The sequence below is a fragment of the Collibacillus ludicampi genome (assembly GCF_023705585.1).
GTDB classification, from domain to species: domain Bacteria; phylum Bacillota; class Bacilli; order Tumebacillales; family BOQE01; genus Collibacillus; species Collibacillus ludicampi.
The window spans coordinates 2,284,609-2,301,104 of the sequence record NZ_BOQE01000001.1; the positions used below are offsets into that span (position 1 = coordinate 2,284,609).

Below are 16,496 nucleotides of genomic sequence, written 5' to 3' on the forward strand. Positions count from 1 at the left end.
TCTCATGAATGTGGATAAAGATATGAAAAAAACGGTCACCGAAAATTCTACCTTAAAACCTAAAATGGATGCTACTTTTCAAAGTTCCACAACAGCTATAAAAGACTTTATGAAAATGTTAAATACAATAATCGTGCAGGAGAATACAATACCCGTGCAGTCGGAACAAATTTTATCGTTAAGAATAAAAGCAATGGAAGCAAATGATAAACTTTTTGACCAAGAAGCTTCTACTTTAGATGGATTATTGCAAGCGCGCATCGAGAAATTTACAGATCATCGAACTTTTATGATCATTGTAACTACAATCTCGTTGGTCGTCGTACTTTATCTTTTTGTTGGCTTTTATTTATCGGTAAGGAATACTGTATCCTCTTTAGAACACATGACGAGTCGTTTGGCGGAAGGCGACTTGACCGCACGTGCAAAACTGCATACAAAGGATGAGTTACGAAGGATCGGAGATTCTTTTAATCGTATGATTGAGTCGTTCCGTGAGTTAATCTCGATGAACATGAAGATCGTACAACAAGTGGCTTCTTCTGTTGAAGAATTGACTGCCAATGTCGAACATACAAGTAAAGCGAGTGAACATATTGCCGATACGATTCAAGAAGTGGCAAACGGTACAGAAAAGCAATTTCACAGTGTTGCAAAGAGCGTTGAGACTTTTAATGAGATGACTACAGGTATACAACATATTGCGGCAAATGCACAAGACGCTTCTTCTTCGGCAATTCGTACTGCAGAAGTCGCAGCCAAAGGAACAGAAGCAATCCAAACGGTGATTCAACAGATGAATTCAATTCACCATACGGTTAATGGTCTGGCCCAAGTGATTCAGGAACTGAACCTTCGTTCACATGAAATCGGGCAAATTGTAGAGGTGATTACAGATATTGCAGAGCAAACCAATCTTCTCGCGCTAAATGCTGCAATTGAGGCGGCGAGGGCAGGAGAACACGGCCGTGGATTTGCGGTAGTTGCAGATGAAGTAAGAAAACTTGCAGAACAATCTGCCCAATCTTCTCAAAAGATCATTGCGCTTATCGGCAACATTCAAAATGAAACAAGGAAAGTGATTCACTCCATGAATGCTACGACGAAGGAAGTAGAGGCGGGGATCGGAGTTGTAAATACATCCGGTCGTCTATTTGAACAGATTCAGCGTTCCGTCAATGAAGTAGCAAAACAAATAGAGGAAATTTCTTCATTCTCTCAACAGATTTCGATCGGTGCAGAACAAATGATCCAATCAGTTACTTTTATTTCGGAAGTTGTAGAAACTACAGCATCAGGGACGCAAAACATATCTGCGATTACACAAGAACAGTTGGCATCCATGGAAGAAATCTCTATTTCTGCAGCATCCTTATCGAGAATGGCTGAGGAACTGCTGCAGTCGATTCGTAAATTTAAGATATAGTATGGAATCGTAAATGCCTTGTCGTAATCTAAGGCTAAGAAACTGAAAAACCTAGGGGAAAAATTCCACTAGGCTTTTGATCCATAAATTTTTAATGTAGGTTCATATATGGTTGACTTTCGACTTGACCTTCGAATGTGTGGAAGAAAGGTTTCGTTTCTTCAAAGAAACGGTCTTGATTCTCAGGTGCAACGTATCCGAGTTGGATTCCTGTCGCTTTTGCTATAAAGGGGTCAAGAGTACACAGATCAGACTTTGTAATATCTGATAATGCAGTTTTACCGAGTGTTACGGCTACGGATTCCATTTCTTGAACACAAGCATTCAGATATCGAACGACATTCAATGCCGCTTGGTCAATATTTAATTGGTCTGTCAATTTACCTGTATATATAACTAAGCTCGTGGGCGGTTCAAACGGTACAGCTTTCACCATTTGTTCACTGACAAGCGCCATGATAGCGGCTGTACCAATATAGACACCATCTGCACCCAATGCCATTGCCTTCAACATTTGTCCAGGTGTCACGAGTCCCCCGGTTGCAATCAGGTTGATATCACCAATTACGCCTTTTCGCGCGAAGAACTCAGCTGCCCTTGTGATAGCAAAAAGAGTGGGTAATCCAACGTCATCTTGTAATGTGGGTGACCCTCCATGCGTTCCCCTTCCGCACCATCAAGGGTTACGAAATCCACTTCGGCTTCTACAGCAATTTGTAATTCTTTTCAAGATGATGCGTGGCGGCTATTTTCAGTCCTATGGGTACACCTGTTTCGTCTCGAAGACGCCTTACTAATTGAATAAAGTCATCCTTTGAATTAACCCCGGCAGGCGCGAATGAATCAGGGCGTCTTCGCCCTCGTGTAAACCAAAAACTTCTCGAAAGTCCTCCCCGATATTTTTGCTGTTGTGCGTTGTGGCGCTGAACCTTGTGCACCTTGACCCAATTGAATTTCAATGGCATCCAGACGCTTATATTTGTCGGGGGTGTTCATCCATCCCCCCCGATTATACTGACCAATGAATAAATGAGCCGTATCCCTTTCTTCTTTAAGGAGTCCCGCTTCACCCGAGTTTGTTGCTGTACCGACTGCGGTTGCCGCTTTGGCCAAAGCGATTTTGGTACTTTTGCTTAACGCACCGCCAAAAGACATAGCGGCAATCATAATCGGAATAGAAAGGGTCAAAGGTTTTCTTGCACGTTGTCCTATCGTGATTGACGTACGGATTCCGACGTTTTCAGGCGTTGGAAAACGAAAGAGATGTACAGGATTGAACAAAATTTTCTCCCATGGAGACATATGAATCGGGCTCCCAAGAGGACGCGAGATAGGAGTTCCTTGATTCGCTCGCATGGCAATTTCCATAAGGTTCGTCATGCCCACTTTGTTCGTTGCAGGAATCATTTCAAACAGGTTCTCGGTGTATTGGTCTCTGATTGCTCTCGAAATCGCTTTATCGACAGATTCGTTAATCGATGAACGGATAAAATTTTCAATGAGCCTCAGCACGATGAGCACTCTCCTCGGTTTTACCAAGATCCATTGCGTTTTTTATCCCTTCAATCTTTTGGGCCATCGCTAAACACATATGCTTCATGGTTTCGAGTTGACGGGCAGCATTTTGTTCTTCAACCGCAAGATCCACTAACTCACGATGGTCAAACTTTGTAAGTTTGTTGAAGTGGTCACGTTCAATGGAAGAAAGTGTTCCCGCCATTGTTTCGATACGATTGAGTTCAGAATGGATGTAGGAAAGTGTATGTTTCAGGTCTTGATCATTCTCCATTTTGTTTACACCTACCCAATGTTTTTGCTTTTACTTTACCCATTGTTTAAAATTTTATCCCCGCCCATTCTGTTATCCGGATGTACCCTGAAATGGTTTCTAAACAAGGCCCGAGAAAGAAGAACGCACCGGGCTGACATCAATAACTTCTCCGCAGCTCAATATCCAGATACGGCTTTTCTTTGTTAGGAGAAGAAAATATCGAATAATGATCCAATTACTGGAGAAAATAATCAAAGAATGATCGCGTTGGGCATGAGGTCATTTTTAGAATGTCGTAGACCTTATCGCAGATCTTCTTCATCTTTATTCAGGAAGGTTATGGAATACCATGATGAGGATGTTGCAACAATGACGAGTATCATTGACATGTGTAAAGGGAAGGATGATTTTTGTGCCTTACATCGTATCAACTGGCATCGCAAAAGCCCCCTACGAATATCAACAAAAAGACATTCTTCCGATTGTCAGAGAGATGTTTTCAGATAGGTTTCCTGATATAGACCGATTGCTTCGGGTTTTTGAAAATACACAGATCGATACGAGACGTTTTTGTATGCCGATCGAACATTTTGCGGAAACATACGATTTTAGAAGAAAAAATCAACTTTACATAGACAATGCCGTCAAGTTAGGAATGGATGCACTTAAAAATTGCCTTGACCAGGTTCAACTCAGTCTGAATGAAGTTCATCATCTATTTTTTATCTCTACCACAGGACTGGCGACACCAAGTATCGATGCGAGGATTTTGAATGAACTTGATGCCCATCCACACATGAAACGGACTCCCATCTGGGGATTAGGTTGTGCGGGTGGAGCAGCGGGTCTCTCCAGGGCTTACGATTATGTCCAGGCACATCCCGATGAACTTGCGATTGTCGTCGCTGTCGAGCTTTGCGGATTAACATTTCAACGTGACGATAAAACGAAAAGCAATCTGGTAGCGACTTCCCTTTTTGCCGATGGTGCTGCAGCGGTTTTAGTCTCTGGGGATCGGGCATCCCTAAAAGGAAAGTTGAAGATTAAAGGAACGATGAGCACACTTTTAAAAGATAGCTATGATGTCATGGGATGGGATTTTTCGTCATCCGGATTTCATGTCATCTTTTCACGCGATATTCCTACTTTGGTAAAACGGGAACTACCGAAGACGATCCGTGAATTCACGAATTTCTATCGTTTAAACGAGGAGATTGATCATTATGTTATACATCCGGGTGGGAAAAAGGTTTTAGAGGCATATCAGAAGTCACTGTCCATACCTGTTGAAAAACTGCGTTTGGCAGAACAGATCCTCCGTGAAAACGGAAATATGTCATCTTGCACCGTCCTCTTTGTTTTAGACCGTTTCCTTAAAAATGAACCGATACAAAAAGGTGAAGCGACTCTTATCTCCGCCCTCGGCCCAGGCTTTAGTTCTGAACTTATACTTGCGGAAGGAGTCTAGCTGATGCTTATCAATCATTATTTTCTATTCCTTTTTCTCTTTCTTATCCTCCAACGCTTTGTGGAATTATGGTTGGCAAGAAGAAATGGGAAGTGGATCATTTCCCAAGGCGGGTATGAAGTTGGGAAGAGTCATTTTAAATACATCGTGTTCATACACACAGGCTTTCTCGTCAGCCTTTTTATGGAGGTAGGTGCCGGCGCGAAACCTCCGACCTGGTGGATGTTACCCTGTATCATTCTCATTCTTTCTCAGTTTTTGCGATACTGGTGTATCTATTCCCTTGGACCATATTGGAATACAAGAATTTATATCGTTCCAGAAAGCGGTCTTGTGAAGAAAGGACCTTATCGTTGGTATTCCCATCCTAACTATTTAGTCGTTATGACAGAATTCGTTGTTATACCGCTTATTTTTGGCGCTTATTGGACGTCTGTTTTCTGGTCCTTGATCAACTTTGTTTTCTTAACATTTGTTCGAATTCCTGTTGAAGAAAAAGCTCTGGAAGTTGCCGATTTTAACGGTAGCAATATAAATGAATGAACGGTTAAAATCAGGTGTCATTCGTTTAAACACAAATGACATGACATCTCAATCTGCAAATAAAATATAGGGTAACCACTGATGAGTTGGTGATCCCTATGGATAAAAATGAAAAATTATTAATAAGGCCTTATTTACGCACAAGAAGCTTAGTTCCTGAAAATCAAGAATCTCCTATAGAATTTATGAATACTCCAAGTATCCCCGAGGAATATTTTTATAAAAGAAATCACTTTCCTTATCCTGAAATACAAAAAAATGCTTTTGAGTTATCAATAGAGGGTGAAGTTCAAAGACCAATGGTTTTTAGCTTACAGGATCTTCTCTCCCTTCCCTCCAAGGAAATTGCAATGGTAATGGAGTGTGCAGGTAATAAAAGAGCATTTTTTGAACCCAAAGTATTTGGGGAACAATGGGAAATGGGAGCCATGAGTCAAGGTGTTTGGAAAGGAGTGTCTTTAGCGGAATTACTTAAATATACGGGGGTTACATATAGAGTAAGAGAGGTTGTCTTTGAAGGACACGATTACGGATATAGGAATGATTTGAATGGGGAATATCGATTTGCTAGAAGTTTGCCTATTGATAAGGCGATTCATCCTGATACCATCATCGCTTATGAATATAATGGGAAACCCATTCCTTTCAAGCACGGGTATCCCATACGTCTTATCGTACCCCAATGGTATGGAATGGCTTCCGTGAAATGGTTACGTAAGATAACGTTGATCGCAAATACATTCAATGGACCTTTTCAAGCAATTGATTATATGTATTATCCGTTTAAAGATAACGACATCGGAAAAACCCCTGTTACACGTATCAACGTGAATTCCACGATTCTGCAACCTCATGACCTTGCTCAACTTGATACAGGTATACACACGGTTTTCGGAATTGCTTGGACTGGAATGGGAACAATTTCAGAAGTAGAAGTCAGCCTTGACCAAGGGGTAACTTGGGAGAAGACGCAATTGTACCAAGATTTGAACTCAATGTATGGATGGACGTATTGGTCTTATAAGTGGTACGCAGAGAAAAAAGGGGAATATGTGCTCATGGCAAGAGCAAAAGACACATATGGAAGAATGCAACCTAGTAATGCGTTCTGGAACAGGAAGGGTTATGGGTTTAATGCTATTTCTAGCGTACGTGTTAAAATTGAATAGACCAGTAAACTCTTGCGGAAGAACAGAATCAAAAAATTAGCACGAAATTCCTCCATTTCATAAACGAATCGGAAAATAGGATACGCCAGGAAGTCAATGGTGGCGTATCCCAAGAAGTAAGCCATTGATTCATAGTATGAATGGATCTTCTTCATCTTAGAAAAAACGTTACGGTCTTTTAATTAATACACAGGAACAGTTTTACATACTCGGGTATATCCAGGAACCAGCAAGAAGAACAAAACGAAAATGATCAGAAAAACGACGGCCCAACGAGTGTAGCCACCGAATACTCCATACATTTGTGATCGCTCCTTTTTGTTCAGGTCGATAAAATCCAGAATCGTACGTTAAACAGGTAGTTCATTTCCTGTTTTTCCACTATAAGAGTGGCTATGTGGAGGGACGCCCGGCGCACCATCTCTTGTGGTGATTCCCTCGAAATAATGGTAATGCCCGCCGCCTGGAAGTGGAATGGCAGGCCCCGTCCTTCCACGAATGAAATGCGTATGCCCGTCGTCAAATGTTGTTTCAGTGGCGTAGGCATGGATATGCGGAACACCGCTTGGAGCCGGTTCGGTGACCCCTTTGTAACCATGCCGATGCCCAACATCAAACGAGGTAATGCCTGAAAAATCGTGAACATGAAGTACTCTTCCATCCCATGTAATGAGGTACATTTCATGGGAATGAGCACCTGAACCAGATTCATCTGGCTCATAAATCACTCCATAAATGTGTTGTTCTTCTTCACCGCGTTGCTGGGCTTCCATCCCTACTCCCCCTTATCAACAAAAAAGCCCGCTCATGGGTAAGGGTTTTTAACCGTCCACATCATCGACTGCGGGTACAATCAGCCTCCTCACTTTTTCATGTGTAAACATCAGGGGTCATAGGTGGGGGCAGCAGCTGCAGGGGCTCCATAATAACCAGGTACGAGCAAGAAGAAAAGAACAAAGATGATCAGGAATACAACGGCCCAACGAGTATAGGCTCCGAAAGTGCCGTACATTTGATTTCCTCCTTTTGTTGATCTCGATATTAGTTAATGAAAATGGGCAAGGTTAGGAAACGTACATTTATCATGGGTATTCGTACGTTCTTAAGGCTACGATTGTAAAAATACAAAAACGGGCTTGTGGCCCGTGCGGTGATCCCCAAAACCCCTTGATCTTTCCGTAGTGTTCTTTTGAATGAATGTCGTTTTCTCTGCTCATATTAAATGCGAAATGAAGTTATGATCAGGGAGAAATCATTGATGGGAAATGTGTGAAAAAAACATGAAAACATGGGGCGAATCATGATGTGGAAACTATCACGAATTTTTATTACCGTTCTCCTTTGTATTAGCTTCATGTGGATGATCTTATTTGAAAACAAAATAACTCGTGCGAACGATTGGGTATCGGATGGGATCCTCGTAACGGTAAAATCCTCCCCGGAATCGAAGTTTTCATCCACTCTACATATTGATGACCGTAAATTTTTCCGTTCGATCGTGAGAAGTCAGACCATAAAAACTGACCGAAAGCCAGAACTGCCTGAAGTTTATTTGACAGTAAAAAATGGAAATCAGCAAATGGAGTATATAGTCGATCATTCCCTTCGTGTATTCTTGAAAAACGACAATCAACTCCTTCAATGTTCTTCCGATACCACAAACAAGCTTCTCCACTCGATTCACATGGTTAAAAGAAAACATTACGGTGAGGCTATCCCTTGGACTTCGGTCAAAGAGATATTCCCTAGAATGGGATTCGCACAGGTCATTGACCTTGAAACAGGTTTAAATTTCACTGTTCAAAGGAGAGCGGGCAACTATCATGCTGATGTGCAACCTGTAACCCAAGACGATACTCGAATAATGAAAGAGATTTATAACGGTAAGTGGAGTTGGAAACGTAGGGCCATTTTGGTGAAAGTAAAAGATAAAGTAATCGCTGCTTCAATGAACGGTATGCCTCATGGTGCAGGAGCTATCAAGGGAAACAACTTCCCCGGTCATTTTTGCATTCACTTCGAAGGAAGTACCACCCATCGTTTGCGGAAACATGATCTTAGTCATAACCTTATGATACGAAAGGCTTCCGGGCAATTAAACGATGTGATCACAAAAGCGACTCCCCGAGAGCTAGTGAATTTGGTTTTAACCGCACTAAAAGAGAAAGATCTCAATATCGTAAAACTAACTCTCGACCAGTCCGATCCTGATGCAGTGGAAGATTTCCTCGAAAAAGCGAAGGGCATTGAGAATATCCGTTTAATGAAAGCAGATACAAGTGAAGAGAATGAAAAATACAGCAAAGAAAGTGCAGATCGGGTTGAAATACCTGTCCATGTATCGGTGTTCATGTCATCACAAAAAAAATTCCAAAAGAAACTTCAGTTCGTTGTAACAAGAGATCACGAAATGAATAGATGGAAAATAGATGTAGAATCATTAAATTTATTGTTTTAACCCTCTTCTCCGTTACACCCGAGTGGAATATGTGAAACCTTTGCTGCAAAAAGTAAACGAGTCAAGAAAAAAACAGGAGAAGGAGTGGTTTATGCCCTTGAAATGTATACGGAAGTTAAATCTGTTTGGGTAAATTTACAATAGTTATTTAAAGGAGTCCGACAATGGGATCTTATAAAGGAGACTTTATTTCTGGAGACATGAGTCCTGATAAAAAAGAATTCACGATTCGAAAGATAAAAAATACCCCCGCCTATTCCGTTTGGAACGAAAAACAATTACGAACGATGTATGATCAACTTACAAAAGTGAAAAACAGTGGAGAAGACTTTTTGGTGATGACTTACGGTATGTTTCCTATTCCATTAAATCGTAACGAAATTGAAAGATTCCATGAAGACCTAAGAGCGGTTCTGTCACAAACAGAGCAACTGTGAACATAGCTTCAGCAATCATTCAAAAGAGAGTATTTACTCAAGAAAGCGGGGGCGGGGCTGATTGTTCGGAGCCCGCCTTCTTTCATGACTGAACCTCACGAATCCGGTGGAAGTCTCTTATTCCTGCATCGTCAGGTGGCTTGAGAGTGCCAACCGGATCGGGATGAAGTCCTGAGCGGTTTTTTTATGCTTCTGTCAGCTTCAAGATGGCTTTTCTTCTAATAAATTATAGAAGAGGGAAGCGAACGTTTCTTTTCCAACGTCAAACGAAGACGTGCCATACAAGATCGTTAAGAAAGGAGAGAGTACGATCTTAAAAAAGAACATCTATCCGGTTAAATTCATTCGAACATTGGAAGGAGGTATTGCTCATCTCTTTCTTTGCAATAACGATTTAAGATATGTAATTAAGTTCAAAAATGATCGACATGGAACCAAAGAACTGGTCAACGAGTACATTGCGAATCATTTGGCTCGACTACTTTACCTCCCAGTGGTTCCCTATAAGCGTATGTATTTAAAAAGGAATAGGATACAGTCAATCAATGAAAAGCTTAAAAAGAGATTCAAACCTGGCAATCAATATGCCAGTTTATTTATTGAAAATTGTACGGGACTCCCATACCCACTTCCCTCCTTCGAGAAAATCGAAAATCCCCATGCTCTTGCAGGAATGATTGTATTCGACCATTGGATCGATAATCCTAGCAGAGACTATAAAAATATACTTTTTGAATCTCTTCCCAAAGGACGTTATCATATCCATATGATCGATCATGGTTCTTCTTTTCCGGGAGGATATGATTGGACCGCAGAAAAACTGAAATATGGCCGGGGACATGTACACGATACGGTTGTATATCAGTGGGCTATGACATTTTTGAAGGATAGGCAACTGACTTCATTTATCAGAAGGATCACATCCTTATCGGATCAGGCAATAGTCAAAGTGATCCATTCGCTCCCGAACGATTGGAACGTTTCTCGAGAAGAGAAAGACGCTTTTGTCGCCTTTCTTTCAAAACAGAAAAAGTTATTACCTGATCTCGTATCAAAGTTCATCCGGCAATATCGGTAAAAGGCAGAAGGGTTGTGCTTCCAGAAAAAATGAAATCGGAGTGATTGTACGGGAGCAGCGGTATACCCGTTTGTGATTTGCCGGATTTATTCTGTTTTTTGGACTGGAGGATAATGGGTAGAGGAGGTTCGTTATGATCAAGAAGTTGACCGAAGCCGATCATCAGGCTGTAATTCAATATTTGTCAAAAGACTCGGAGATGAACCTCTTCATCATCAGTGATCTGGAATCGTTCGGATACCATTCGGATTTTCAAGACATTTGGGCGGATCTCGACGAAGACAGGAAGATACGCTCCGTATTACTTCGTTATTATCATACATATATTCCGTATGCACGCGGAGACTTTGATGTCACCCCCTATGTGGAGATCATCATGAAGGATGACCGGTTTGAACTGCTTCAGGGAAAAGCGGATGTTACAGAAAAGTTTGAAGTGATTCCTTCTGTGCGACATGCACAGAAACGTACGGCCTATTATGCCAAGTTGTCAGCTCTTACAAAGGCGGACGCACACTCTGGTGCTTTGTCTCAAGTAAAACGGGCAACTCTGGATGATGTGGATCGTATTTTCGAGTTGCGAAGTCAGATCGCTACGTTCATACCAAGCAAAAGCAGCCGTCATAGTTTATGGAAATCAATGGAGAAAGGAGTTTCCCGTACGTTTTATATAGAAGATGAAAAGGGTCAAATGATCTCCGCGGCATCCACAGCGGCGGAAAATTCAATGTCCGCAATGATTGTAGGGGTATGTACATTACCGGAGCATCGCCGGAAAGGACTGGCCTCTCTCTGTATGACCGTATTATGCCAAGAGTTAGTGAATGAGAAGAGAACTCCCTGCTTGTTCTACGATAATCCAAGTGCCGGCAAGATCTACAAACGTTTGGGCTTTCATGACTTCGGTTTATGGAACATGTACCGGGTTATGTGACATTTTCGTTTTATCCTTATGTAAACCGATCATCTATACTATACTTAGTAAAAAGGTTGTATTCCTATATGTGTAAAGACACATGAAACGGGCTGGAGGAATCAAATGAAAATCGTACTCGCAACTTTGAACGCGAAATATATACACTCTTCACTGGCACTGCGCTACCTGAGAGCTTACGCACGCAGGGATTTTCCCGATATCGATCTGTGTGAGTATACAATCAAGGATGTCGCCATCAATGTCGTGGCGGATATTTATAAACGGAATCCAGATGTGGTGGGATTCTCATGTTATATTTGGAACATCGAAGAAACGATCCCTATCATTCAGATGCTGCGCAAAATCAAACCGGACGTGAAAATCGTTTTGGGTGGCCCAGAGGTTTCTTATGACGTGAAGTACTGGATGGAACGGATCCCGGAGGTGGATGTGATCGTATGTAACGAAGGGGAGAAGACGTTTCATCACGTGTTGACCGAGTTTCAAGCGGAACAGCGATTGGAATTGGTTCCGGGAATCGCTTTTCGCCATCCGGAAAAAGGGATCGTTCAAAATCTGCCGCGTGAAAAGATGAATCTCGAAGAAATTCCGTCTCCATATGACGATGACGATTTGCCAACACTCGTTGATCGTATCGTCTATTTTGAATGCAGCCGCGGCTGTCCGTTTTCTTGTTCCTACTGTCTTTCCTCGATTGAAACGGGCGTACGTTACTTTCCACTAGAACGTACTCTGTCGGAATTGAAACGATTAATCGACGCCGGGGTCAAAACGATCAAGTTTGTCGATCGCACGTTTAATATACATCGCCGCTATGCCCTGAATGTATTCGATTTTTTGATCAAAAATCATAAGAACACCGTCTTTCAGTTTGAGATTACGGCAGATATTTTGAAACCGGATGTCGTTCAGTTTCTGGCGGAGAATGCGCCGCCGGGAATTTTCCGTTTTGAGATTGGTGTGCAATCGACGAACGATTTGACGAACGCAATCGTACAGAGGAAACAAAATTGGGAGAAGCTTACACATACCGTGCTAAGCATTAAAGAGACAGGAAAGATCACTCAGCATCTCGATTTGATCGCTGGCCTTCCGGAAGAGGATTACAACTCGTTCCGCAAAACGTTTAATGATGTCTTTGGCCTCGAACCGGAAGAGTTGCAACTCGGATTCCTGAAAATGTTGCGGGGCACAGGAGTTCGCTTGAACGCGGACAAGTATCATTATGTATATATGGACACGGCTCCTTATGAAATCTTGAGTAACAACGTCCTTTCTTTTGATGATGTGATTCGCATCAAACGTGTCGAAGATGTGTTGGAAAAATATTGGAACGCGCATCGCGCCGATCGAACGGTAAAGTACCTGATCGATGAAGAGTTTCCCTCTGCCTTTGATTTCTTCCAGGAATTTGGGGACTATTGGGAAGAGAAAGGATGGAACCGAATCGGTCATCAGTTGCATGATTTGTTCAAGCGATTATACGAGTTTTTATCCGTCCGTGGCATCAAAAACCTGGAAGTTGCCCAGGGGCTGATGAAACTTGACTATCTCGAGGCCTTTAAAAACAAACCTCGCGGGATTTGGTGGGATCGTTCTCTCGATAAACGGGAGACACAGCGCATCATTCAGGAAATTGTTACGACTCCTTTGTTGTTGGGAAGTGCGTTTGCAAACCTGGAATTGACAGAACAAGACATGCATAAGCACTGTCTTTTGGAAGTTATTCCCTTCAACCCTATCGATGTATCAAAGAAAAATGTTCATCCGCGGGAGATCGGTGAGCCGCATTTGCTCGTCGTCTACTATGGAAAGAGTCAGGAAGAGGATCCGGTCTTCTACCATTGCCCGATGTCCCGGTTTAGAGAAACGGTAAAGGCGATCGAATCCCCACAGCGTTAATCCGTTACCCCTTGGATCAAACCTCGAGCGCTAACGATGTCCTACGTCATTCGACTTTTTGAAATCCGAGCTCCCTTTGCGGGAACTCGGATGCTATTTTTTCAACCCCATGAAAATAAGAAGCCTGCAAGAAAAAGGGGATATCCACATGTGCTAGCTCGTACGGTCGTAGGTTTCCCCTATGTTTTGAGTGAGAAGTGTCTCATACATGTCCATTAAGAGTATGGAGAAAAGATTTCTCATAGTCGGATTGTTTCATATGAAAATGTGCAAGGAAACTTTGCTCAACACCACTATGAGCGATCCCGTTGATGAATGACTTGAACGTTTGTTTTCCGAAGTTCTGTATCAGATGTTCAACAGCGAGTGCGTCCTCCCACTCCACATTGTAATTCGCGTGTAAAATATCATTTTCATCGGCAGACAGTGGGAGCAGCTGACCTTTTTCTGCCGCTTGTTTGACTTGCTGTGTGAGAGCGTATCTTTCTTCTTGAACTTTCCCTGGATTCATTTGACTCTGGGCGGTGAGTCCGTTATGCCACGCGATTCCTTCATTAATCCAAGTAGGAATCTGTTCGCCGATCCCTTTTTGATTGAGGACCACGTGTGTCAATTCGTGTGTTAACACATTGGCCAAATCGGATGAATCCTGAAGGTTATACAACGGAATCCAGACGTCGGAGCCTATGGTTAAACCGCCGGTTTCCGAAACAATATTGTCCACCTCATCGGAAGAGATTCCGCTTTTTCTTAGTGAATTTGCGTAAGACTGCGGAGATGAGAAGAGAACGATGTGCGTATTCCTAGCCGGAACGCTGTCTAAAGAATCTTGTATGACCGGAATGGAAAGATTTTTTATGATATCGGCAGCCATATTGACCGTTGACAAGGGAACGCCTGGATCCCCTGCCGCAACTTCGATGCCTGACGATGTCGTTCGAGCATGTCCGGATTTGACCCTTGGCAAATGATGAACTCCTGGGTGATTGAACGACGTTTGATCAAAAATGGTTTGGTTGATCCGATTCATGTCATTCAAGATTTGATTCATTCGATTCTGCAGATCATTTGGATCCATTTCAGGAGCATTGAACAGATCTTCAAGGGAGCTTAAATCATTTAAAATTTTCTGTTCAAGCTCGTTGAGCCCCTCATTTTGCTGCGATAAGGTATACGGTTGGGCGTTCTCGCAAGTCTGCACGTGAGAAGCAGGAACGAATGGGTGGGAAACTGCAATCAGACCAGCTAAGAGTAGCCCTTTCATTTTTTCCACTCCTTTGTTTTACGATGAAATGGAATGATCTTGCTCTGATACCGATCGGTAGAAGGTACTTCGATTTCATCTAGTTGTATGAAAGGATAGAAACTAATTTTATATTATCTGATGTAGCAGTTTGTCGTGAATAGGTTATGAAAAAAGTTCCGCCGAGTGTGCGTGACTTTTGCGCGTTTGAAGAATAGATGGGCCCCAAACCGTGAACGATCGAAGACATAAAGTATACGTATAGTTGGGTAAATTTACCTCTTGAGGAAACAAAAAAATTCAACTACATTATATAGAGTCGTCACGTTCGTATGAAGAAAACGGATGGCTCATTTTTTTGTCAAATGGGGGGAAATGTACTTCAGCGAACAACTGGTCGTTTCTCATTCTATCATTTACAATGTATACGTTTTATTGTAACATATTTTTTGTGAGTTATTATTTATCAAATGTAAAAATAATTTGAATTTTAAATGCGATGGAGGGGTAGAATGAAGAAAGTCGGCTTAGCTTGGCAAATTCTCATTGGACTCATATTGGGTATCGTTGTGGGTGCCGTTTTTTATGGGAATCCGACGATCGCTAAAGTCTTGCAGCCTATTGGCGATATCTTTATTCGTTTGATTAAAATGATCGTTGTTCCGATCGTATTCTCCACGCTTGTAATCGGCGTTTCCGGTGTAGGCGATGTAAAGAAACTCGGGAAACTTGGTGGAAAAACGATCCTGTACTTTGAGATTGTCACAACGATTGCCATCATCGTCGGGTTATTGACGGCTAATATTTTCAAGCCGGGTCTTGGTGTCGATTTACATGAACTTTCGAAAAGCGATATCCACAAATATGTTGAAACGACCAATAAAGTCGGTCATAGTTTCGTTGACACGTTTGTGAACATTGTACCTACAAATATCGTACAAGCGTTGGCAAACGGTGATATGTTGGCGATCATTTTCTTTGCCGTCCTGTTCGGCCTTGCGATTTCCGCGATCGGTGAGAAAGGAAAACCGATCATTCAATTTTTCCATGGTGTCGCGGATGCCATGTTCTGGATGGTTAATCAGATCATGAAATTTGCACCTTTCGGCGTTTTTGCCTTGATCGGTGTAACCGTTTCCAAATTCGGGATCCATTCATTGATTCCTCTGGGTAAATTGGTGCTTTGCGTATACGGTTCGATGATCTTCTTTGTCGTTGTCGTTTTGGGACTGATTGCCAAAATGGTGGGGACAAACATCTTTGCCATCATTAAAATTTTGAAAGAGGAACTGATCCTCGCGTATTCCACCGCAAGTTCCGAAACGGTTCTACCGCGTATTATGGAAAAAATGGAGGAATTCGGTTGCCCGAGAGGGATTACTTCATTCGTCATTCCGACCGGGTATTCGTTCAATTTGGATGGTTCCACTTTATACCAAGCGCTCGCTGCAATCTTTATCGCACAAATGTATGGAATCCATATGTCGCTGAGTGCACAGATTTCACTCGTACTTGTGTTGATGGTTACATCAAAAGGGATTGCCGGTGTACCTGGGGTTTCGTTCGTCGTCTTGTTGGCGACGCTCGGTTCCGTAGGAATTCCGTTAGAGGGTTTGGCGTTCATTGCAGGTATTGACCGTATTCTGGACATGGCACGTACAGCCGTAAACGTGGTCGGCAACTCTTTGGCCGCCATCGTAATGTCCAAGTGGGAAGGTCAATATGACACAGAAAAAGCGAAAACGTATGTAACTTCCATGAACAGTTCTGCAGTTACCAAGTAATAAGTAAGGCCTCTTTTCAAAAAGCCCCCTTGCTAGGAGAAGAGCAGGGGGTTTTTTTCAATTAAAAAAATCCTTTATACGAAAGTCGATTTTTTTCGATATTACTCGACAAAAAATTTACAGTGTGGTAATATAAGCTTGTCCATTATGTGCCTTTCTTGTGTCTGACATGTATGGCTATCTTACTTTACTCATCTTGGTTTGACGTTTCTTCGGATATGAAGAGCGTCTTTTTTTTGTTTACTTCACTGATCTTTTGATCTTGCAAGATCAATTTATT

The 16,496-nt window shown here is 42.2% G+C and carries 16 protein-coding genes; 10 read left to right on the forward strand and 6 right to left on the reverse strand.

The genetic code is table 11. The features are described from left to right. Window positions 1-22 precede the first annotated feature (22 nt). Entirely contained in the window at window positions 23-1,426 is a 1,404-nt protein-coding gene (locus DNHGIG_RS11605) for a methyl-accepting chemotaxis protein (RefSeq protein WP_282199727.1), read from the forward strand. Window positions 1,427-1,517: 91 nt separating this feature from the next. Here the strand turns inward: DNHGIG_RS11605 and DNHGIG_RS11610 are convergent, their stop codons facing one another. The 3 genes from DNHGIG_RS11610 to DNHGIG_RS11620 form a co-directional block, all read right to left on the reverse strand. Further along, entirely contained in the window at window positions 1,518-2,030 is a 513-nt protein-coding gene (locus tag DNHGIG_RS11610) for a glutamate synthase-related protein (RefSeq protein WP_282201409.1), read from the reverse strand. A 239-nt stretch (window positions 2,031-2,269) separates the two neighbouring features. Then, window positions 2,270-2,938 (reverse strand): glutamate synthase-related protein, encoded by a 669-nt coding sequence (locus tag DNHGIG_RS11615; protein WP_282199728.1) that lies wholly within the window; start codon window positions 2,936-2,938, stop codon window positions 2,270-2,272. Beyond that, window positions 2,922-3,215 carry a hypothetical protein gene (locus DNHGIG_RS11620; protein ID WP_282199729.1) on the reverse strand — a complete coding sequence of 98 codons (294 nt, stop codon included), beginning with the start codon at window positions 3,213-3,215 and terminating at the stop codon, window positions 2,922-2,924. The genes DNHGIG_RS11615 and DNHGIG_RS11620 overlap by 17 nt, the downstream gene beginning before the upstream one ends. Before the next feature lie 394 nt (window positions 3,216-3,609). On the opposite strand from DNHGIG_RS11620, the gene DNHGIG_RS11625 reads away from it, so the two are divergent. The 3 genes from DNHGIG_RS11625 (at window position 3,610) to DNHGIG_RS11635 (ending at window position 6,377) form a co-directional block, all read left to right on the forward strand. Further along, window positions 3,610-4,665 (forward strand): type III polyketide synthase, encoded by a 1,056-nt coding sequence (locus DNHGIG_RS11625; protein ID WP_439647736.1) that lies wholly within the window; start codon window positions 3,610-3,612, stop codon window positions 4,663-4,665. A gap of 3 nt (window positions 4,666-4,668) precedes the next feature. Beyond that, window positions 4,669-5,208, forward strand: a complete 540-nt coding sequence (locus tag DNHGIG_RS11630; RefSeq protein ID WP_282199731.1) for an isoprenylcysteine carboxyl methyltransferase family protein — start codon at window positions 4,669-4,671, stop codon at window positions 5,206-5,208. A gap of 98 nt (window positions 5,209-5,306) precedes the next feature. Next, window positions 5,307-6,377, forward strand: coding sequence for a sulfite oxidase (locus DNHGIG_RS11635; RefSeq protein ID WP_282199732.1), 1,071 nt, complete (start codon window positions 5,307-5,309; stop codon window positions 6,375-6,377). Window positions 6,378-6,727: 350 nt separating this feature from the next. Here the strand turns inward: DNHGIG_RS11635 and DNHGIG_RS11640 are convergent, their stop codons facing one another. Together DNHGIG_RS11640 and DNHGIG_RS11645 are read right to left on the reverse strand one after the other, a co-directional pair. Continuing rightward, complete coding sequence (locus DNHGIG_RS11640; protein ID WP_282199733.1) at window positions 6,728-7,150, reverse strand: YmaF family protein; 423 nt, start codon at window positions 7,148-7,150, stop codon at window positions 6,728-6,730. Window positions 7,151-7,260: 110 nt separating this feature from the next. Next, window positions 7,261-7,389, reverse strand: a complete 129-nt coding sequence (locus tag DNHGIG_RS11645; RefSeq protein ID WP_282199734.1) for a hypothetical protein — start codon at window positions 7,387-7,389, stop codon at window positions 7,261-7,263. A 288-nt stretch (window positions 7,390-7,677) separates the two neighbouring features. On the opposite strand from DNHGIG_RS11645, the gene DNHGIG_RS11650 reads away from it, so the two are divergent. The 5 genes from DNHGIG_RS11650 (at window position 7,678) to DNHGIG_RS11670 (ending at window position 13,189) form a co-directional block, all read left to right on the forward strand. Beyond that, window positions 7,678-8,835: a hypothetical protein gene (locus DNHGIG_RS11650; RefSeq protein ID WP_282199735.1), complete on the forward strand. Its 1,158-nt coding sequence runs from the start codon at window positions 7,678-7,680 to the stop codon at window positions 8,833-8,835. A 164-nt stretch (window positions 8,836-8,999) separates the two neighbouring features. After that, window positions 9,000-9,272, forward strand: coding sequence for a hypothetical protein (locus DNHGIG_RS11655; RefSeq protein WP_282199736.1), 273 nt, complete (start codon window positions 9,000-9,002; stop codon window positions 9,270-9,272). A gap of 274 nt (window positions 9,273-9,546) precedes the next feature. Then, window positions 9,547-10,350, forward strand: coding sequence for a HipA family kinase (locus DNHGIG_RS21040; protein WP_369414707.1), 804 nt, complete (start codon window positions 9,547-9,549; stop codon window positions 10,348-10,350). 133 nt (window positions 10,351-10,483) lie between these two features. Continuing rightward, on the forward strand, window positions 10,484-11,284 hold the full coding sequence (locus tag DNHGIG_RS11665) for a GNAT family N-acetyltransferase (protein ID WP_282199738.1): 801 nt from the start codon (window positions 10,484-10,486) through the stop codon (window positions 11,282-11,284). Window positions 11,285-11,389: 105 nt separating this feature from the next. Next, entirely contained in the window at window positions 11,390-13,189 is a 1,800-nt protein-coding gene (locus DNHGIG_RS11670; protein WP_282199739.1) for a B12-binding domain-containing radical SAM protein, read from the forward strand. A gap of 202 nt (window positions 13,190-13,391) precedes the next feature. Here DNHGIG_RS11670 and DNHGIG_RS11675 read toward each other — a convergent pair whose 3' ends face one another. After that, window positions 13,392-14,453 carry a gluzincin family metallopeptidase gene (locus DNHGIG_RS11675; RefSeq protein WP_282199740.1) on the reverse strand — a complete coding sequence of 354 codons (1,062 nt, stop codon included), beginning with the start codon at window positions 14,451-14,453 and terminating at the stop codon, window positions 13,392-13,394. Window positions 14,454-14,944: 491 nt separating this feature from the next. On the opposite strand from DNHGIG_RS11675, the gene DNHGIG_RS11680 reads away from it, so the two are divergent. Next, window positions 14,945-16,216 carry a cation:dicarboxylate symporter family transporter gene (locus tag DNHGIG_RS11680; protein ID WP_282199741.1) on the forward strand — a complete coding sequence of 424 codons (1,272 nt, stop codon included), beginning with the start codon at window positions 14,945-14,947 and terminating at the stop codon, window positions 16,214-16,216. Window positions 16,217-16,496 lie beyond the last annotated feature (280 nt).